We start from the raw sequence: 20,023 nt of genomic DNA on the forward strand, positions 1-20,023 counted from the left end.
GCTCTAACGAACTTTGGGGCATAAATCGTTTAGAGCCGATGATCTAACTCTTGCGTTCCACATGCCCTGATATTGCGCAAAAACGATCAATCTTTATTGGAATCGACAACGACGGTATCTTGCATTGGTTTTCTCCAAGCGTAATCAAGCAAGCTTGGCGCCTCGTCAGTCGCCTAACTTGGGTGCCAGTGGCGGGGGGAAGAATATCTTCGTTGTTATCACCCATGAAAAAGGCACGCCGTGTGGCGTGCCTTTTTAGAGTGTGGTTGGCGTTAAGGAGGCTAGTAGTTAAAGCCCACCAAACGGTGCGATTGCGGCACTTGGTCGTAACACGGGTATTTAGTTTGTAAGCCATACATAATCAAGCCTGTGACTTTACCAAATGATGCATCGCCGTTGTACATATCAAAGCGATCAGGCATATATTGCAAGTCGCGTTCTAACCCATACCAAATAATATTCTCAATGAACTCAGTCGGTTTTTTTGCGTTGTGACTGACTGTCTTCAAGCTGCCGCCGGCTGGACAAAACCACGGCACCACATTGGTCTGGATTTGTTGGTTAATACTGCCGATGTGCGCGGCCTGCATTCCCCACAAAAACGCTTTGAGTTTGGCGTGCTGTTCGGTGCCAGGCTGGTCAAGGTAGCGGATGAAATAAGAAAGGTTGTCGACCTGATCCATCTTCTCTTGCTTATATTCTGATAAGTCATCCGATTGGTATTTGGTGTTCAGTTTTTCGATAAGCTGCTCTAACGCTGGGCTTTTGTGCCACGGCTGCGCCATAGCCGGTAGGCTCATCAACACACTGAGTAAACCGCCTATTATCCATTTCATATGTCACTCCAACCCTCACCAATATAGTCACCATATTAACACAACTTACTATGTGTTTAAATATACAGCGCTGTGTGTTTAACCATTATCTTTAGGCGGCATAAGGGGATAGCCCGCAGCGGGATAATTGGCCACTTCATTCGATTTAATGGGGGTGGTATCGACTTCCGCCTCGACTTTATTTTTCACCTCATGATCGCCTTCGACGGTCGGTGTTGGGGCCGTCTGCACCTCATTTTGCAAATGTCCCGCGTAGAGTAAAGCATTCCCCTTCACGTTATGGTAAGTGCTGTCGACAAACAACTCACCACTCTCATTGACCTTAAACATGTCAGCGGCCACCTCCTGTGTTTTGGCTAACGATTGTTCAGCGCCTGTATTAGCCATCGTTTTTTGCTCAGGCGTGAGCGTTGGCGGTTGCCCTAAGTCCTTGGGTTGATACAAAGATTTGAGCTCATTGAGTGACGCTTTTGAGGTGTTGACGCCATATTGCTCCTGAAAGCCATCGGTACGGGTGTAATCCTCAAAAGCGCGCCTAACGTCTTGCATGTCTTCCGGCTGACTGGCATTCATCAAGCGGGCCACTTCTTTAGGGTCTCCCAGTGTCGATTTCTCTAAATACTGCTGGAAACCGGTGATGGCACTGGCACTGAAATTCACCGTGTCGTTTTTCAATCTCGATTGCATGTGGCTTAGGCTGTCGACCTGTGCGTTCGATTCATTGACCGCGGCCGCGGTTTGTTGAGTGCGCTGCGCATTGATCGCAAAGTCGTGCGCGTATTGCTCAGCTTCACTGCGATTTTCTTTCGCATCGAGTGTGCGGCCTGCGCGCTGCATCTCCGTCGCCCCTTCACTGTATTGCGAAGTCGCTTGGGCTAGGGCTTGTTTCTGCTCTGCGTTCATGTGACTGAATGACTCTCTATCCTCCTCACTCCAACTGGCACCGGCTTTGGCGCTCGTCCCAAAGAATTTCGGGGTGCCCACTTCAACGCCGGCATTTTTCGCCGCCACATACGCCTGCGCTTGATCATGCGTCCAGCCCATGGTCTCAGACACACTCTGAATCGCCGAGTCCATTTTCGAGTGGGATTGACTGATTTGCCCTTCGGTCGACATCGTTTGACCGTCGCCATAAGAGCGGTTTTTACTCCAGTTGTCGTTCCAACGGTCACTTTGCTGGAAGCCTTTCGAGAAGCTGTCGTTGAAACTGTTCATATTCTGCGTCTGCGCGGTTTTTGCGTCCGAATATTGGTCGTTGACGCTGTTTTGCAGCATGTTCGAGGCTTGCGCTTGCCATAAGGGTTTGGATTCCGCTTCCTGCGCGTTATACAGCCTGCGGCCATCTTCATTTTGTAAGCTCGTGATGCTTGACCCATCCCGTTGCTGAGCGGTGTTCATCCCGGTTCTTAGCAGCATGTTGTCATCAAACTTGTTGGCTGAGGTGTTATTGAGGCTGTGGTTTTGCATTTGCAGATTACCAAAGTCCATGTTACCGGTGGAAGACGCCGCAGAGACGCGGGCGTTGGTGCTGTTGATCATCCCCGCCAGTTGGTAGTTCATGGCTTGCGCCGCGGCCACGCCCCCTTGCAATATTTTCCCCGCAAGCACTGGAATGGTCATCATCAAAAATCCGGCCATGTAGCCGTAGCGCATGTGCAGCTCATCAATCGCATTGCTGTTCGATAATGAGAGTCCTCGCATTGGGTTCGCGGTCGCGCTTGAGTGCGACTCAAGAGTCCACGTCATGATCGCATTGAGTATCGCAAACAGGGCCGGCCAAGTGGCGAGGTAGGCGAACGTCTTGATGTAGTTGGTCAGAACCATCTTGGTGAGCGCCGGAATGAGTGCCGCCGCCGCGACCATGAACCCTAGACAGCTAAACAGGGTAAAGAGCATCGTGTGCAACATCGGGATAAACTCTCTGGCCTGCATGCCAAGGGTCGCCCACATTGAGGTTTGCTGCATCTTGTTCGAGGTGTACGCGTAATTCATCGCACTGGCGGACGGGTCGAGGGTGTTGATGCTGTAACGCATCGCGTTCATCGCCATGTTGTGCTTGAGGACATCGACCGCGTTGTTGCTGATACCAATGAATTTCTGATAACTGTTCGACATCGCATTTTTTACGTGCGCCTTATAGGTCGACGCTTTGTCGCCGTGCAGGTAAGTCGCAATCAAATCGAGCTCAATCGCCGCGGAGGTGGTGAATTTGGCCTTGATGTCAGGGTACACCTCTTCGCAGGTTTTAAAGGTTTGATTGAGATCGTTGAGTATCACACCGCGCAGTGGGCTCATGTTTTTGGTATCTAAGAAAGCAAACGTGTCCGGCGCGTTCATGAGTGCGTTCCAGGTGTACTTTTTATTGATTTGGATGTCGCCAATAATGCAGTTTTGGAAAAAGTCATTCCATAAACGGCGCAGCGCCACGTCTTTTAAATCACTTTGACGCGACAGCTGATACAACTCGGACCCAAACATCATGCCGGTGCGACCGTAACGCTCATCGTCGGTGGTGGTAAAAATGGACTCGATGGCGTCGGCCGTGCCGACCATCATGGTCGAAAAGAACCACGTCGGCAGGGCAATGAGATAGGGCACGTTGGCCACCGAATACCCCGCCGTTGGCTCGGTCTTATCGATGACTTGCATGGTGACAGTTTGTTTTATCAACATCGAAGGCACCAGGGCGAACACAATGGCCCAAATGTAGATGTGTTTGGGGTTACGTGTCGCCACAAAGTACGCGTAGGTCATCGCGGCGCCTATCATCAAAGAGATGGACATCATTGAGGCGAACGATTGGCTGACAAAAAAAGTGGCGATGGCATTGAGCGCCTTTTGTATCGCCGCGCCTTGGGTGTAAGTGTAATATTCGAGTGTCACATTAGCCTCCAAAGGACAGGTTCTGCAGCAGTTGTTTGTTGATTTTGCTCATCGCTTGCGAGTCGCTCTCTTTATACGCCTGCGTCAATTGCTCTTGGGTCAATATCACACGTTTCGCTTTGTCTGAGAGTCCATTGGTGAAGTCGCGAGCGCGGTCGATGTCTGACATGATTAAAGCGATGTCCTTGCTGTCCACTTGCGTGTGGTTCAGTGACGTGGTCACCACCGTCAGCATGTTTCTGAGGTAGCGGGTCAGCAACTCAACCGAGATGACGCGCGCGTACGCCGAAAAGTTCGGGTAACGGTTGCTTCTGACTGAGCCGATGAACACCGCCAGCACCGGCGTGTCGGTGTACTCCAAAAAGCTTTTTTGATTGTCGGTGAGCCCCGTATCATTGGCGACACTGATGTATAAGGCTTCTAACGTTTGACGAATACGCACTTCGAGCCCTTTGTCTTGCGCTAAAGTCAGCTCTTTTTTCTGCGGAGACAAACAGGCTTTCTCATCGGTGTTATCACACTTGTAATACTCAATCTTCCCCCCTTTGAGCATCGCGTCCACCAAGTTATTGTTGTCCGCTAACAAGGAGGCGTAGTATTTGGGGCGACCGTTTGCGTCATAAATATACGTCCCTGACAGGCTCATCAAAAATTCAGCCAGCGCTTTATCTCCCGCTAACCAGCCATTTTTAAGCGCCGCTGACCAAACGATGTTGTGGCTGGTCTTGGCGATGTCTTCCAACCCAGCACTGCCATCCGCGCGAGCGCGTGCGACCTGTACGTTCGACTGACCGCCCACACCACACTCCACTTGCGCGCCGACCCAATCATCAAACACGTTGCCTTTGGTGCCGATGGTGGCGCAGACGTGCTTTTTCGCCGCCGGACCGCCAAAGGTAGCGGCCAGTCCACTGACCCCCGCCTGCGCCGCTTCACAAGAGTTGATCGACTGATTGAGAAACTTATCGGCAATGTTTTGCAGGTTGTCACGAATTTGTTTGATTTGTGGCGCCCAGACTTGAAGCGCTAAGTCGACCGCAAACGGCGCCGCGTTTTGCACCACCGCTTTGCCAAATTGCACGAGACCGTCGGCGTTGATATGAGAAAATCCCCCCATGAAGGCGTCAATCCCGCCACAACCCATTGAGACCTCGGGCAAGTGCACGCTCATGAGCTGCGCACTTTTTATGGGGGTGCGAGCATACAAAGAGCCGCCATTGTAATAATTCGCGGCTTGGCCTTTGAAAGCATTGGGGTGGGTGACATTGGCGTTGTAACCGAGACCATTAAAAAAACCGTCTAACGACGAATTGACGCCGCCGGCGTAGGAAGCGCCAGTGAGTAACCCGCTGAGCATCAAGGCGATAAGACGGGCTCGCCTTGGTGGGGTGGGGTGAGGTCGGATCATCGTATGGCCTCTAAGGTGTCGGCATCGCTTAAAATGTGGCGAATACTGGTTTCTAACTGCACCTCCGACACATCGCCAATAGACACGCGCACAAATTTCTGAGAATTGACGTTTATCAAAAACGTCGCGGGCACCGTGATGTTGCGGGGATTGTCAAAAAACATCTGACTCACCGCGGGTGTCGCCGGAATAGGGACGGGGTAATGAGGAACGGCTTGGCCATCCAGCGAAAAGGCGTACGTCAGCAGTTGTTGCCGATGGGTCACTCGTTTGAGTTTCGGTGCAAAACGGTGGCAATAAGGGCAATCACTGCGAAAGAAGAACACCATCGCGTAATCGTCATTGGGCGCAGCCTGCACCGTAGCGAAAGGCGAAAGCAGCAAAAAGAGTAAAGTAAGGGTGCGTATCAACATGATGATGTTCTCTTGGTTTACCGTCATTTAAGGACGTGAAGGCGCAAAACAGGGGAGAGATTTGAAGCAGCAAGACTCTGCGCGCTAAAAATCGGGCGTTTGATAGTCATTGGCGACGTTGTAGAAACGACCCAACAACGCGGTTTGTGAAATAAACCCGTAAGCGAGCGGCTTCATCTCACCCGTATTGGGGTTGACTAAAATCAGGGCAGGCGCATAAGGCACCTCGACTTTGTTGTCGTTATTGCGGTTATCTCGAATACCGGAGACAAAGGTCTTATCACGCGATAATCCTAAAATCTCAATCCCGTGCGTATCGGAAAAGGCTTGCAGCGACGGGGCCAATTGCTGACTGAGACTGTCTTGGCCGTCATACACAAAGAAAAACCCCCAACCTTCGCCGCGCATGTGCGCCACAGCGTCGATTTTCTTCTCCCGTTCGAGCTTATGATAGGTGCCGCGCGCCGCAAATTCAGCCGGACGATCTTTGAGGTAAGAGAGCTCAGGGTGTTGGAGTAACACCTTTTTGAACGTCATGCCCGTTTCACTGGTGCGCTCACCAATGTATTGGTGAAGTTGCATGACTGTCTTGAGCTTGTCCTCATCTTTCGAATGGATGGTGGCGTCGTTGAGCGCTTCCTTGTACGTCTCATGAAACCAGTCCATCTGTTCGGTAGCGCTCATGATCCTCGTGGTGGTATTGGGCTCAAGGGGTTTTGGGGGCGGCGGGGTTAAGGTTGGGGCCGCATGGGGCTCGTTATACCACTTCCAACCTTGCGGGTTAGACGAGGCTTGGGCGCTGAACGCGCCCATCAATCCCAACATCAGGGCGACCCTCACCAAAGGGGTCGAAAAAGAGGGCATCACGTTATGGATCTCCTAAAGCACTGGATAACCGATGTTGAATTTCTTGGCTAGACGGCAAGTGGGTGTTGCTGTTCATCTCACCAAAGAAATCCGAGAAATCGATATCTTCAAAGTTAATTTGCTGCATCTGCTCTGGGGTGATCGCCCCGCAGATGGGCACCTTAGCGGTGCCCAAGCTCAATCCCAGTTGGTCGCGCGTTCCTTGCTCTTGAATAATGCGCGCCAATAAGCTGTCGAACACGCAATAGGTTCTCTTCTTGCGTAAGCATTGCCCGAGTACTTTTTCTGCGCAGTAACTGCCGAGATAAATGGTCAATTTGTCATCTTTCGCTTTCCCCAGGGCTTTTTCTTCTTCGCTGCACTGCGCGAGCCCCACATCGGTGCCCCAACCGCCATCTTTACAGCAGTCCGAAATGCCGAGCATTTTTTTGGTGCACTTCTGACCTTGCCCAGTAAAGATGAGAGGCGGATCACCGAGCCCTTCTGCCGCTTTGGCCAGCGCCGCTAAAGCCGCCGCCGATTCATTAAAATCACTGGAGGGCTCAGGCGTGCCCGCATAGCAATCACCGTCGAGACAAAAACTTTCTTCGCCACAGGTTAAGTTGGTGGCGCTGCAGCGCTTCTCTGGGCAGGATTTTTTGAGCTCTTCCTCGATGCACACGCCTTTTTGTTTGGCACTACAATGCGTCGCGGTGGTGGTGCAATCGGTCGGCAGCGCATTACACGTATTGTCCCGAGAACATTGGTGGTTAACTTGGTATTTCCAGCAATCGAGCGTGGTGGGCACGCCGTTAATGCGGCGTGTACCTCGCCCCTCTACACAGGTTTGAGACACAACTTGACACTCACTTAATAGGTTGCAATGAGTGGTCCAGGTGAGGGTGTTTTTGATGCAGTTTCCACCCGATAGGGTAAAGCCCGCAAGACAAGAGAGTGAAGCATGCATACTTTGAGGGACATTACCGCACATTTCATAGCGAGTGTGATAGCGCCTACCGTCCCTGCAACTTCGGGTTACCCGTTTACTAATAAAGGCACCTAGAGAATACCCTTGGTTCATTGAGACTCGCTGACCATTCCAAAAAAAATCTGAATACCCTCCACAATCACCAGAACGAACGGAAGCGTAATTATTACTGTCATTACGACACTCCCTCACGGTACGGTGACACATATAACCTTGACGAGACCACCCTGATGGGCAACTGTAAATCACCGGAGACGTGACCGCGGTGAACGTCGGCATTTTAGTGCAAGGCACGGTGTTATTGGTCGGTTGACGACACACTTTGGGGATGTCATCGATGACGCATTGCGTCGCGTTATCACAATCGACGTATTGATTGGACAAGCCATGAGATATCTCATAAGCATTATCCTGGACCATGAGAGCAAATTCATACGCCGGATCGCTTTTCACATCCGGCCGGCCTTTATCGAAACGGGTTTGCACGGCTTGCGCCTTATCATTGGATTGATAATGAGTGCGCGCGTTCGCGTCCATATTGCCGTCGTTCAACTGAGCCTGCTCTGGGTTACGCAGATCATTGTCACACCCTTGCCCCGCGCAGTAATCCCCCACATCGAGCTTCCCCTTCGCCGTTGAAGGGATATTTTTCTGCGCGCTTTTCACCCAATCCACATTGTCGTAATAATGGTCGCCTTGGCTTGCGAATGCGCCGCTAACGATGGCCAGGCTCGCGATCAATAGAACGTGTTTCACGGCTGCCTCCTTAAGACGGCATTCACCACCTCGGGATTGTCACCACGAGCCAATTGATTCAGCGCATCGGGGATCGAGAGGTTGCCTTTAATGAGGTCATAGTCCGTTTCATTGCACGGCTGCTTGGGTAAGCACTTGCCGGATTTTACCGCCACAAACGTTGGCACTTCAGTCACCGAGAAGGTCCGAAACCACTCAGGGTTAATGGCAAAACCACTTTGAATGGGTTGGTCTGGTTGATGGGTTTTCAGTAGCGATTGAATGCGCCTTGCGGTCGCCGGAAAACCGCTTGGCAACACACCGCGTATCACCAAAGGCACTTGCCATTGCTCACTTTGTTTTAAAAGCGCGCGCAAGGACGCCTCTGGCATGGTCAAAGACACAAACACCATGACCCCCGTTGGGGCGGCTTTGGGGTTTTGCGTGGGTTCAGGAATATCAATGACGCGCTTAAGGTGTTGCGGCTTGAGCTTATCTTGCCAAAAACGTGCCATGGCTTTCGCATCAGATGCTATCTCATCGCTGGCGCGTTGCTGGGATTGAAAATGACGTTCGAGCTCGGACGGCATGGCTGTTTGCACCATTGTTTTTTCAAGCTCGGTGAACGCTTGAAGCTCTTCTTGAGTGTACGCGTGACACAGCGTCGCCGCGCACAAGGCAGCCGTGGCGACTAGGGATTTCAAGGGGGACATAAAGACCTCAAATAAATAAAAGCTCCACGCAAGCGTGGTACTCCTTTTGACAGGGCAGGCAAGCCTACCCAGCCAAAAGCGAGCTCAGGGTGAACAGCGCCAAAATGCCGGTTTTATGATGAGGGTGATAAGTAATGACATTAAATGCTCGCTGACTGAAAGACATGTTGGTACTGCTTTTTAATCTCTCCCAATGATTGATAGGCATAGGGGTGCCCCCCGTCTAGAGAGTTCCATCGCTTTCGAGGTAAATTATCATTTATCGTCTCATCATCAATACCGCATTGCCGGTAATACTCAATCAACGCGACATCCAAACACTCGCCTCGGCCATGGCACTGACTGCACCACCCTTGATCGGCCACCAGGTAGCCATAATGCTGAAACACCCCAGGCGCACAGGCATCACAAATCTGACTAGGAAGAGGGGGCGGCGTCTCGTTTTTGATGGCCTGATGGACGTCATTCGGGCTCAAGGTATAGGTAAATAAGGGTTTTAGCGCATCATTGATGAGCGCTTTTTTCTCACGTTTTCTCAGCTTGAGCGGCGCGAGCAGGGCGGATAATTCACTCTGTTGATGACGATAATTAAGCGCACCGTGAGAGAAAATCAGTCGAACACCACTTTGCTGGCACTGTGCAAAAAAAGCCGAAAGCAACGCTATCTTAGGTTTGGCGTTAATTGAAAATAATGGCACGTTATACTCCTAGATGAATGACATCATGTGACTGAGCGTGAGCACTTTGCTGGTTTGCCTTGCCCATCGCATTGAACTAGGCTGTCTTAAAAGTCAGGATGGCGTATTACCGAGGGGGATGATTGAAAACAGAATTTACGCAACAAGACGTGGCTAAACTGCATTTTTCACACCGAGTGCTCTACCAAGGGGTTTCAAACGTCAAAGAGAAGTTGATTCACTCCAACGGCCCTCATTGGCATGTGACGACGGTTCGATTATCCGATGTAGTGGGGAGCTTAGACCCTCGATACGCAGGAAAATCGTGGCTGGCACTCTTCCCTTGTATCGATGCCCTTGATGGATTGAAGCGTGGTCATCAATACGCTCGAAAGCTTCAACAATCCCCCCTGTATTACCTTCCTGAGCATGAGAAGCGAAATGTCTCTTTTCGTAATATTGATGGCGAACTTTATATTAATGATGGCCACCACAGAACCATCATTGGCCGCGTGTTCTTAGAGGCTAATGGTTTCGAGCCCGTCTTTCACAATGTGGTGGTGGGGCATTACACTGGCGGATTAAAGCATCGATTACAGATCTTACCGCGGCGTCTGAAACGCCAAGGGATAGGCGTTTTCAATCGCGATTATCGATTGGTAAGACGGCGCCTCACCTCTTAACCCCCATCGCGCTTTGGGGAGCTGGCGCTCTATGGTGTCCTCCTCAATGCCGCATTGTCGATAATGCTCAATTAACGCGGCATCAATGCACGCCCCATTGTGATGACACTGACTGCACCAACTGCGTTGTGATAAATGCCCGCCGTAGTAGTCAAACAACCCGGGCGCGCAGCGTTGGCACAATTGGCAAGGAAAGGCGGGGGGCTCAGCGCTGTGGATGGCCGTGAAACAGGCGCTGGGGCCGACATCAAAAACCGACAAGGGTCGAAGAGAGTGTTCGAGAAGGCGGTGCCTTTCCTCATCCGATAGCGTCAATGGTTGGAGTAATCGCGCAAGGGCGTTTTCGCGCTCCTGTAGCGACGCGAGGTGGGGAGGAAATTGAAGCCGAACCCCTCTCTGCCGAGCGAGCGATAAAAACGCCGTCAAAGCATCATCAGGCAGGCGACGCCTCAATAGGAATGTGTCCAGGGCGCGACGCCCTTTGAGTACAAGAGACATTCATTTCTCCTTACGTTCAGGTTAAAGAAACACGCAATTGCGCTTACGCCACTGAACGTAACCGAAGTTATCGCCCGTAGTGGGGTTATCGTGGCCCATTTCCCAAATGGTGGTCGTCGTGGTGTAAGGGTGACACCATGCGGCGTCCGTGATCGGCGCGCTCATTTGATAACGGTATCGAGACTTGGGTAAGATTGGCGTCGGGTATTGATAACAGACCGCCCCATCTTCGCCGCGCGTCTCCCACACCATCCCTTGCCGGTGCAACTTGTAATTGAGCCGCTCCATAATGAGGGTGCCCGCTTGTATCGGGGTGTCTCGATAGTTGGTGTTGCCCGTTAACGGGTAAGCGCTGCCTTGAGAGCCCAAACACCAAAACAAAAAATCAAACGGGAGCACCACATTGGTCGTGGTGGCAATGGACTCCGGTACGCACGCTAACTGTGCAATGGGGTTACCAAACAAAATCGCTTCGGGGTTTAAGATAAACGCCAGCTCGTCGTCGTCCCACAGAGGGTCGACCTCGGTCAGGTAGGCCACATCAAAGTTATCGGTGGCCATGCACGCCGCCGATTGCATCAATTGCAGCCAGTAGATGAGGGGGTATTTGTACCAGTGCGCGTGATAAAACCCGCCATCACTCGAACCGGAATCGCGCGCGGTGGTTCGACCGCCAAGTTTTTGCTGATTGGCGCCGGCCAGTTGCATCCCCATGTTGACCATGCAATAGGGCACTCGCGTCACATCGGTCAGCGCGTACGGCTCCCAATAACCAATGTTTAGCCCAATTTGCATGAAAATCGGCGGCGGTTTTGGACAAAAAGAGATCGGCATTGTGGGGTTGTTGGTGTCAGGGTAAATGGATGGAATGAGGGGCACAGAGCCCAGCGTCATCGGAAATAGGCAGCTCCAACACACGTCGGTGATGGGGTTGATAAATCGGCTGACGCACGCGGGCCCTCCGGCCTTCGCGGTCGAACTGACCAACAAGGCGCCGCACAGGGTCAGTAATCCGAGGAAAGACGATATTTTCATGGTTGCGCTCCCACCACAATGTGTTGCACATCAAACTCTTGAACGCGCCATGCGTGCCCCGACTGCTCGACAAGACTGGGCACCGCTTGGATGTGAAGCCGGTCGCTGAGCGTCCCTTGTTGGTCGAAGTTCATGCGGGTATTGAATCGTTTGGCCGCCTGATTGGGGCTGCCACCGGTTAAAATGTAGCGAAGGGGCTTGGCATGCTCTAGGTTGGCCACGAACTCGACTTGCTTGGCATCACGCGCATCAAAAAAAACCAGCAGGTTTGAATACTCAAACTGCGGTAATTTTGCGCCCGTTGGCCAAGTGCGGGTATCAAAGGGATTCACTCGCGTCCCCGCTTTGGCAAAGACTCGCCCCTGGGCATCGGTTAAATCCTTGGGCACCGTGATGCTGGGATCCACCAAAAACGTTTTGGGGGTGGTCGTGGTCGATAAGGAAAGCGGCGGCGGCGTTTCCACGCTTTGTTTCACTTGCTCAGCAAACTCGGTTTGCATTTGCTCAAGTTTGCCCGTTGCCTCGAAGTGTTTAAGCCGCGCCTCTATCCACGTCAGCATGTCGATTTCGCCAATCGGGAACGTCGGTCCCATTCGACCTAAGTCCTTCGCCACCGCCCCTAACGAAAGCAGCAGGGCGAAGACCATCATCAGGTGTCGCATACTGACTCCTACGGCTCATAGCGCTCAACAATGGCACGTTGGATGTGCGCGGTGATGTCCGGTGTGCCGCCGACGACCGCGGCGCTGACCAACACCACTTGCCCTTGCTCAGTGGCGTAACGCGCCACTTCTTCGTTCATGACGCGGGCAAAGTGCGCCAATTTATCCGTTTGCTCCGGCAGAGAAAGGGGGGATTTCAGCAATTCTTTATGGTATTGGTCGAGGGTGCTTTTTACGTCCATGCTGACTAAGGGAGGCGGCGACTCCAACGCTAAGGTGGTCACCACCGAGGAGGCAATACTCACGCACGCCACTATAAATAGGCCATGTAAATCAAACGTCATGGGAAACCCCTTGTGCTTTTTGTTGAAGCGCTTGCTGATAGTCGGCGATTTCTTGACCGTAGAAATGTTGCGCGGTCGCTTCTATCGCTTCGATACTCGGCATGCCTTGTTTCACTAAGTTTTCGCAGTATTCAAATTCGGTCGCTTCGGTGCTGTAGCACGCTCGCGTAAACGGATCGGAAAACACGCGGTGATAGGTGGTGTGGCCACCGGCTTTGATGCGCACGCAGCTGTACCCAGCGTCCCCAGCCCGTGGGAAACTTTTGATGATCCCTTGCTCCATTTCGTTGAACGCCTTGGGGTTGTCTTGCAAAAACTTTTCAAAGCCTTCGCCTTGGCGCAGCGTAATGTGAATATCGGAATTATCGTAAGAGGCGCGCGCTTCTTCGTTCACAAAAAAGTCCCCAATACCTTGGGTCACCGTACAAAATGATCCCCCAAATTTACGCGCGGTTCGATAACCGGTGTTAATGAAACTGCGCGTCTGGGCGTTGGTGCCTGACATCAAGCTCCACGCCTCTTCGATGATGCACATTTTGGGGGTTGAGCGAGAGCCTGAGAGGTACATCTGCTGGTTGATGGACACAATCAGCGCAAACACCACCGGACGCAGCACATCTTCAGGGAACCCTTCAAGCTCTAGGGTGGTGATATCCACCGTGGGATCGAGCATTGAAGGCTTATTGAACGTGTCGCCATAAATGCCCTTTGCGCAATATTTATTCAGTTGTACGGCGATGTCTCGAATACGGCGATCGTGGCCATGTTCATCGGCCAACGTAAACAACTGCGCTTGGACGTCATCCACAATCGTTATGGTGCCATTGTCCTCCCACGCCCGTAAAATGGCGTCACCCAGCACCGCCATCTGATAGCCTTCCAATTCAGCATGAGGCGACGCGATGGTCGCGAACAAGGCGGTGATGTTGCTGAGCGCTTCTTTCATCGGGTCGACGTTCTCTCCGTCGACCGGCTCGTGATGCGCGCTGTTTTTGACTTGTTCTAGATGGGTAAACGGATTAAGGAAAATATTGGTGTGATTGAGGTAGGTGCCCCCGAGCATCAAGGTGAGCTTTTTGTAACTGTCCCCTTTGTCGAGGATCCAACACTTCCCCCCTTTGGCGTAGACGCTGCGCACCAAGCCCTGGGTAAAAAAGCTTTTCCCCGCCCCCGAGCCGCCGGTCAAGGCGATGTTTTTGTTGTCACTGCCACAATGAAAGGGGTCAAAAAACGAGATTTGCCCGCGCATCGTCGGCAGCAACATGCCACTGACCAGGCGTTTAAAATCGAGCACCATCGGAAAAAAATTGACCACGTTGGCACTTTTTAACGTTCGGACGCGACCCGCTCGGCCACAATCCTCCCACACGCCTTCGCTCATTAAAAACGGCAGCGCACTGAGCACGCTTTGACTTTGCATCATGATTTGCTCTTTGATGTCGAGTCCCGTGGCCGAAAACGCTTCTTTGGCCGATTGCACGTCGTGGCGCTGCTGCGCTTTATGGGTAAACAAGGTCAAGTTCAACACCATCGAGCACACCGAGGTCGCTTTGTCGGCCAACCCCTTTTGCAAGGCCGTGCGCTCTTCCAACTCTTCACCCGCAGTGGGTGAAAACATGGCCATCGGGGATTTCAGTGTTTTGGTCAAATCATTAATTTTCTTGTTGTTCTCGTGCTCAAAATTCCCCGTGACGTTGTGACGAAAACTCAACGACAACACATGTGGGCACGTCAACATGCGCGAGACATTACGAATTGATGCAAACGCTTCGGGCATCGCGTACAACCGAAAGTCGGTGGGGGCTCGAGAGAGTCCCATGCACACGGTGCGCCCGCGCGTCTCTTGACCGAAAGGATTGGTGTGACGCGTGGCAATGTGATCCCGTTTGATGATCATCTCGGTATCCGGCGACAGCACTTGGCGGTTGATCGGGTCGAACGGGTTGTAGTCACGCTCAATCGGGCGGTCTTGCTTGGCATCAAAGTTCAAGAGATCACCCGCAAAGGTAATGAGCCCTTTGGGGTCGACCCGCGCGGTCTCAACACCGAGTTGCAGCAGCGCCGTTTCCATCGCCGCGCGCACGTCATCCAACTTGTCGGTCTTTTTCTCTTTCGTCGACACGAAGAAATACGCGTCGTAATCGCGTAAATCAAACTTATGTCGCTGACGATGGAAAAACCCTTTCGCCGCAGAAAACCCCGCGTAGCGCACTTCTTCTTCGGCTAAACGCTGGCAAATACCGCCTCGCTTGGCCATGATGTCCCCATTGGCTTCTAAGTAATGCGCGACTCGATTGTGACCAAACATCGACAGTTGATAATCCCACTTATCACCTTGAGGGAAATCCATCACCATCTTGTTGAGCGACATCACCAATTCGTCATTGGCCCCGCCAAGCACCGTCAGCTTAAGCGCAAAGCCATACGATTTTCGGTTATGAAAGAGTTGGGTCTGCGCATCAAAGTCGCGGTACGGCAATTCATGATGGAAGTGGTTTTGATGCTGATTGGCGTCGGCGACTAAACCGCCAAGCCCCAACGAAGGTTTACGTTTCAACAGTTGACTGAGCATGCTTAATCCTTCCAGATGGCATTAGCGGGACGCCCAGACCAACGACTTTCATCGAGTATCACGTAAATATCCGTGGTGTCGACGTAATGCCCGAGCGTGTCCGTGAATGGGAAAATGGTGATTTTTCTCACCGTATCTTGAGTGCGTTTAGGCACCCCTTGACGATCGCGCCGTGGCAACGTTAAGAACACATTGTCAGGGGCCGCTTGCGCCGCAGACACCGGCGAGGCCCCCATCGGCTGGCGCCGTATCTCATCCATGGTGGTGCAACCGGATGTGCCGCCCACCTGCGTACAACTGAAATCTTCGCCCAGGCCTGCCGCGCAGCCACCGAGCAACAAGGGTAAAAACACAATGAGTTTGTGCATGACGTTTCCTTATTTTTGACCAAACGGCGACGACGGCACTTGGATGCCTTGCGCGTTGATTTGGTTCGCTAATGGGTTCTGAGTCACGTTGCTGATCACTTCCATGAGTTGATTCGATTGAGAGGACTGCTCTTGGGCTTGGGCCTGTTCATACTCGGCCGCTTCCAGCGGATCGAGCGGGAACCCCTCCAGAAAGACGATGTTGACCACCGAGCCTGGATTGATTTCAACAATGGGGTGATACATCTCTGCCAGTCCGATGTAGTAATCGGCCAACTTCGCGCCCACCGACGCGGTGGCATTCCCCAACAAGTTGAGGCCAATGTCTTGCCCCGAGACGCTGCTCGTTGAGCCAAGCGCCGAGGTAGACGTGGTTTCCGACAAACCTTTACCGGCTTCCCCAAGCCCCGTCAAAATGCCAGAGATGCCGGCCATCTGTACCACTTTGCCATTTTTTAAAATGGTGGTACCGCGAATGCCGTTACGACCAAAATTGAACACCGTGCCTTTGACCGCCACGTCCAAAATGTCTTTATTGTCGAAGATGCAGCTCATGCGGTGAGTCCGAACAATGCCCCGTGACGACGAGATCTCCCCGTAGGTCGCCCCTGTGATGGTGCAATCTTTGAGTTTGGAGGGCTGACCATTGGGTAAGATGCCGTTGTTCAAGGTCTGAAAGACCATGGGGGTGGTATCGCCTTGCCCTAAAACGCCCGCATTCGCGTCTGCGCCGCCCGTCACGACCGCCGTGACAAACGTGCCCGTAGGAACATAATTGTCCGTGGTTCGGCGGGGCGCTTCAGCCTCTTCCTGCCACGAAAAATCGGTGCTATCAAACTGATGCTGAGCAAAGGAGCGCTGCTGGCGTGGGGGGTAAGCCAGCGTGTCGAGGTTGGGGTTGTTGTCTGAGGAAGGCAAAGGCCGAGGAGGGAGCCTCGCTTGTCCAAACGTCTCATCGCCGCCCACCAGGGGATACGCAGCCTCACCGCCATCATTGAACCCATCCACAGGCGGTGAAGCCGGGCTTTGCATCGCCGCCATCTTCGCTTTCAGCTCGTCCACCGTGCTTTGCATTTCACGTCGCACCTTGTCTTCCACCAAAGACGCGGTGTCCAACTTGGCGCTGCGGATACGCTGCTCGGTCTCTTTCTTAAACCCTTGCATCTTCCCTTTCAGATCGCGCATCTCTTTGGTGAGCGTGGCAATCAACATCTGTTGCTGAGTGAGGGCCGACTGGTTGTCTTTTTCTGTGAAGCCTTTATCCACGATGGCCCCAAACTCCACCGCTGTCGTGGGCGCCACTTTGACCGTTTTAGGACGGGTGTACTGGTACACCCCAAGGACGGCCAACACGAGAAACAAGACAATCACGGACGTAATGTGTTGATTACGTTTGGTGGTCTCGGCGTTGATGTCTCCACCACGGTCAAAATCGCCCTCTTTATCGCTAAAAAAGCGCTCTCTGAATTTATCGAACATCGCTCACCCCTCCACCCGTGATCAAGTAAAGCTGAGTGCGTTCATTGGGGCCAAGCGTTAAACGGTCGAGCGCCGCACTGCGCGCCGCGTAACTGTAAAACTGCGCCGTGGTCAACGTGACGGTCTCATTCGAGCGGTTTTGGACCTCGTAAATGATCCCCGAGTAGTCTTGCCCGACAAACACCACTTGCGGAATAAGGGGTAAGGCACCTTCGTCAGGCGGTAACGTTTGAGGGTCGACCGGATGCACCGTGAAACCGGAAATTGGCGTCCCATCGAATTGCCAATGCATCATTTGCTTGGTGAATTCGGCCAGCGCTGAGGGGTAATCAAACGCACGGTCAAACACTGAGGGTTGTTGACGCGCTCTGTCCGAGGGTAAAAACTCTGTCACTACCGACGGCGTCGCTTTCGGGCTCACAAACAGGGAGAAGACCCGCCCCTTACTGGTCGTGACGTGAACATTGAACGGCAATTGAATGTTGATTTTCAGCGACACCGAGCCTGTCTTATCCTTTTGATTGGCGGTCGTGGTACAAAAGCCACTGGGGCAGGTGATGTTGACGATTTTATCGTCCTTGACCATCAAACGGTTGATGTTAAGGGAAGACAGGGTGACGGGGATGGTGTCCCCATCGTTAAAATCAATTTCTCGTTTCGCCACATTGTCGGCCAGCGATAACGGGCTTGATAAGGCCGCCAGTAACGGCACTAAGGTCAGCAGGCGTTTCACGAGGGTTCTCCTTCTCTTTTAATGCCAATCAGCTCCAGTACCCCATGGGGGTACGCCATTTGCACGACATACGTGACTTTCTCAGGCGCTAAGTCGCGGTCACCCACAGACTTGTAGAGCGTGCCGGTCTGTTTAAACTGCATCGTTCCCAACGCCACTAAGGCGCCATCTTTATCCGCCACAAATCGACTGGAGATGTTGCTGGTCGTGATTTGTTGCGCGTCCGACAGCAAGGTCGGTTGAACGGCCGACCAGGACTCAGCGGGCACATAATCGAGCAGTAACCCGTATTGACGGGAGACGCTGGCGGGGGTGATGTCGTATTTCAGGTGCAAGAAGTAACTGCCCATCAACATCAAATACGATTCATCCACGTCGCCATTGGACACCGAAAACGCTTGTGAGAGCGTCGGCGGAACCAGCGTTCGGCTCTCTTTGAGTGAGAGGTAGGTCAACGCCGCCGCGAGCACCACACAGGCGAAGCTGGCGGTGAAAAAGCCCACCGCTAAAAACACGTTGAGCATCTTACTCATCGCCAACAGGTCTTTTTTGTTCGAAATTTCCATACGACTCCTTAAGACAACCAATAGCGTTTAATCGCCGGTGGGGTATGTTTGAACAGCATTTGGTTAATCGAAGCGCTGCCCCACCAATAAAGGGCGTAGGCGACGATGTGTTCACCGTATTGCGTTTTTATGTACCTCAATCCCATAAACCAAGCCGCCGCGAGGACAAAACCAATCGCGTAGTGTTTGGCAAAAAAGCCAAGCGCAAAGATGCACACTGCAGGAAGGAGCTCTTCTCTTGGAAGGCCGCACAGGCGTTTGCCTGAATTGAGGTACTTAGGGATCGCGTAATACTGCGCTTTATTTTCCATGTCATCGCCGCCTTATGATTACGCTAAGCCAACCAGTGGCTTCACCACCTCCCAGAACATCATGCCGCCCGCAAAGCCGCCGACGGCGCCAAACCAGTTGCGCGATGTAATGCCGACCACCGCTGCGCTGAGCGCGGAAAAGCCGAGCATCGCGGTTTCAATACCCGAATCATCGCCCGCGGTTTCTTTCACCATGTCTTTACCCGTGGCAAATAAGTCAGCGGCAAGAGCAGGCTGGACCAGGGCAGCCGACAGGATGGCCACGCATGCCAGCCATGGCAGGGGTTTAAGAGGTGTTTTTTTGACTTGCATAGGAAAGTTTCCTTGTTTTTAAGGTACTAGGACACCGCGAGGTGGCGCCAAAAAGCGACCAGCCGAAAGAGCGGAAGAGTTTACTCACGCGGTTAAGCGCAAAAAAGAATAGATAAAGGAGGGGTTCCCCCCCCCCCTTATTATCTCCTTGCCGGATAGACAAGAAGGCGTAGTATTTTTAATGCGGTTTGGCTGTTCAATGCTCACTGACGGTCGATAGGACACAGAGTGTTTGGGCGAGACGCTTACAAGACTGACTCCCCAGTGAGTTAAGTGTTGGCATCACTCACAGTTTGACTGTGAACAGACGGTTTTCTATGCCGTTTTCAGGGGCAAAACCTCTGTCTGGTCAGTGAGCATTGAAAAACGTTTACCCTATCCGCTGACGCGGTACTCCTTTTGTCTCAACAAGAGGCTTCGCCTCGTTATCGCAGCCAAAAGCGAGTGAATGGCCAAGCCTAGCGCACGGTGGTTGCTCAGTTAATTGAACTTTCTCCTGTGTTGTTATGTTTGTCCGCTGCGTAGAGCGCAGTTTGCGCGAGAGCACGATACGTTTGGGATAGCGCGCCTTGCTCGTCTTGTGTTAAACGCTCCCCGTTGGCCGGAATAGCGGCTTGCTCGATGACATCAACCCAAAATCTAAGCTCTTGAATGGCGGTCATTTTTGATTTCATGGGATCGCTCCTCTGTGTGGTTTATCTTGGTTCTCTCCAAAGCCCACTGTAGAAGTAGGCTTTGGAGATTGTCTCTACCTCACCGCCGAGACAGTAGGCGGGGCTTATTCACATTTCGGGTCATTCACACAGTTCAGCCATACCAGCTTATGCACTTCCATTATCTATAGGTCATGCATCCGGTCGCCGTAGCGGTCAATAAGGTCTGTTTCAGTGAATTCCTGTCCTCCGTCACTGGTTTGCTCGGAGTGACCCACACAAAACAAGTTCCGTGTTAAGTCGTTCAT

At 52.4% G+C, this 20,023-nt stretch carries 20 protein-coding genes; 1 reads left to right on the top strand and 19 read right to left on the bottom strand.

Features of this window, described 5'->3' with window-relative positions; genetic code table 11:
* Positions 1-281: 281 nt before the first annotated feature.
* The 8 genes from AACT19_RS07220 to AACT19_RS07255 form a co-directional block, all read right to left on the bottom strand.
* Positions 282-836: a hypothetical protein gene (locus AACT19_RS07220; protein ID WP_076645880.1), complete on the bottom strand. Its 555-nt coding sequence runs from the start codon at positions 834-836 to the stop codon at positions 282-284.
* A 78-nt stretch (positions 837-914) separates the two neighbouring features.
* The gene (locus tag AACT19_RS07225; RefSeq protein ID WP_076645881.1) at positions 915-3,719 is read right to left on the bottom strand and encodes a conjugal transfer protein TraG N-terminal domain-containing protein; all 2,805 of its coding nucleotides are present in this window, start codon (positions 3,717-3,719) and stop codon (positions 915-917) included.
* Between the two features lies 1 nt (position 3,720).
* Complete coding sequence (locus AACT19_RS07230; protein WP_076645882.1) at positions 3,721-5,127, bottom strand: conjugal transfer protein TraH; 1,407 nt, start codon at positions 5,125-5,127, stop codon at positions 3,721-3,723.
* Positions 5,124-5,540 carry a type-F conjugative transfer system pilin assembly thiol-disulfide isomerase TrbB gene (gene trbB, locus AACT19_RS07235; RefSeq protein ID WP_076645883.1) on the bottom strand — a complete coding sequence of 139 codons (417 nt, stop codon included), beginning with the start codon at positions 5,538-5,540 and terminating at the stop codon, positions 5,124-5,126. The genes AACT19_RS07230 and trbB overlap by 4 nt, the downstream gene beginning before the upstream one ends.
* Positions 5,541-5,624: 84 nt before the next feature.
* Positions 5,625-6,404, bottom strand: coding sequence for a type-F conjugative transfer system pilin assembly protein TraF (gene traF / locus AACT19_RS07240; RefSeq protein ID WP_076645899.1), 780 nt, complete (start codon positions 6,402-6,404; stop codon positions 5,625-5,627).
* Between the two features lie 4 nt (positions 6,405-6,408).
* Positions 6,409-8,130, bottom strand: a complete 1,722-nt coding sequence (traN, locus tag AACT19_RS07245; RefSeq protein WP_076645884.1) for a type-F conjugative transfer system mating-pair stabilization protein TraN — start codon at positions 8,128-8,130, stop codon at positions 6,409-6,411.
* On the bottom strand, positions 8,127-8,822 hold the full coding sequence (trbC, locus tag AACT19_RS07250; RefSeq protein ID WP_076645885.1) for a type-F conjugative transfer system pilin assembly protein TrbC: 696 nt from the start codon (positions 8,820-8,822) through the stop codon (positions 8,127-8,129). The genes traN and trbC overlap by 4 nt, the downstream gene beginning before the upstream one ends.
* A gap of 140 nt (positions 8,823-8,962) precedes the next feature.
* Positions 8,963-9,520, bottom strand: a complete 558-nt coding sequence (locus tag AACT19_RS07255; protein ID WP_076645886.1) for a hypothetical protein — start codon at positions 9,518-9,520, stop codon at positions 8,963-8,965.
* Positions 9,521-9,642: 122 nt separating this feature from the next.
* Here AACT19_RS07255 and AACT19_RS07260 point away from each other — a divergent pair, with 122 nt between their 5' ends.
* Positions 9,643-10,182, top strand: coding sequence for a hypothetical protein (locus tag AACT19_RS07260; protein ID WP_076645887.1), 540 nt, complete (start codon positions 9,643-9,645; stop codon positions 10,180-10,182).
* 519 nt (positions 10,183-10,701) lie between these two features.
* Here the strand turns inward: AACT19_RS07260 and traU are convergent.
* The 11 genes from traU to AACT19_RS07315 all read right to left on the bottom strand — a co-directional run bounded on the left by traU (position 10,702) and on the right by AACT19_RS07315 (position 19,736).
* Positions 10,702-11,715 (bottom strand): conjugal transfer pilus assembly protein TraU, encoded by a 1,014-nt coding sequence (gene traU, locus AACT19_RS07265; protein ID WP_076645888.1) that lies wholly within the window; start codon positions 11,713-11,715, stop codon positions 10,702-10,704.
* Positions 11,712-12,377, bottom strand: coding sequence for a type-F conjugative transfer system protein TraW (traW, locus tag AACT19_RS07270; protein WP_076645889.1), 666 nt, complete (start codon positions 12,375-12,377; stop codon positions 11,712-11,714). Before traW ends, traU begins: the two co-directional genes overlap by 4 nt.
* An 8-nt stretch (positions 12,378-12,385) precedes the next feature.
* Positions 12,386-12,721 carry a TrbI F-type domain-containing protein gene (locus AACT19_RS07275; RefSeq protein WP_016768853.1) on the bottom strand — a complete coding sequence of 112 codons (336 nt, stop codon included), beginning with the start codon at positions 12,719-12,721 and terminating at the stop codon, positions 12,386-12,388.
* On the bottom strand, positions 12,711-15,293 hold the full coding sequence (gene traC / locus AACT19_RS07280; protein ID WP_076645890.1) for a type IV secretion system protein TraC: 2,583 nt from the start codon (positions 15,291-15,293) through the stop codon (positions 12,711-12,713). The genes AACT19_RS07275 and traC overlap by 11 nt, the downstream gene beginning before the upstream one ends.
* 2 nt (positions 15,294-15,295) lie before the next feature.
* Positions 15,296-15,661: a type IV conjugative transfer system lipoprotein TraV gene (traV, locus tag AACT19_RS07285; protein ID WP_076645891.1), complete on the bottom strand. Its 366-nt coding sequence runs from the start codon at positions 15,659-15,661 to the stop codon at positions 15,296-15,298.
* 9 nt (positions 15,662-15,670) lie between these two features.
* Positions 15,671-17,140: a TrbI/VirB10 family protein gene (locus AACT19_RS07290; RefSeq protein ID WP_076645892.1), complete on the bottom strand. Its 1,470-nt coding sequence runs from the start codon at positions 17,138-17,140 to the stop codon at positions 15,671-15,673.
* Positions 17,130-17,873 carry a type-F conjugative transfer system secretin TraK gene (gene traK, locus AACT19_RS07295; protein ID WP_083717871.1) on the bottom strand — a complete coding sequence of 248 codons (744 nt, stop codon included), beginning with the start codon at positions 17,871-17,873 and terminating at the stop codon, positions 17,130-17,132. Before traK ends, AACT19_RS07290 begins: the two co-directional genes overlap by 11 nt.
* On the bottom strand, positions 17,870-18,439 hold the full coding sequence (traE, locus tag AACT19_RS07300) for a type IV conjugative transfer system protein TraE (RefSeq protein ID WP_016768462.1): 570 nt from the start codon (positions 18,437-18,439) through the stop codon (positions 17,870-17,872). Before traE ends, traK begins: the two co-directional genes overlap by 4 nt.
* Positions 18,440-18,447: 8 nt before the next feature.
* Positions 18,448-18,750 carry a type IV conjugative transfer system protein TraL gene (gene traL, locus AACT19_RS07305; protein ID WP_016768463.1) on the bottom strand — a complete coding sequence of 101 codons (303 nt, stop codon included), beginning with the start codon at positions 18,748-18,750 and terminating at the stop codon, positions 18,448-18,450.
* Positions 18,751-18,768: 18 nt separating this feature from the next.
* Positions 18,769-19,062 carry a type IV conjugative transfer system pilin TraA gene (gene traA / locus AACT19_RS07310; RefSeq protein WP_016790706.1) on the bottom strand — a complete coding sequence of 98 codons (294 nt, stop codon included), beginning with the start codon at positions 19,060-19,062 and terminating at the stop codon, positions 18,769-18,771.
* Positions 19,063-19,538: 476 nt separating this feature from the next.
* Positions 19,539-19,736 carry a hypothetical protein gene (locus AACT19_RS07315; RefSeq protein WP_076645893.1) on the bottom strand — a complete coding sequence of 66 codons (198 nt, stop codon included), beginning with the start codon at positions 19,734-19,736 and terminating at the stop codon, positions 19,539-19,541.
* Between the last annotated feature and the right edge of the window lie 287 nt (positions 19,737-20,023).

This window comes from Vibrio sp. 10N.222.47.A9 (assembly GCF_963872585.1).
Classification (GTDB): Bacteria; Pseudomonadota; Gammaproteobacteria; order Enterobacterales; family Vibrionaceae; genus Vibrio; species Vibrio splendidus.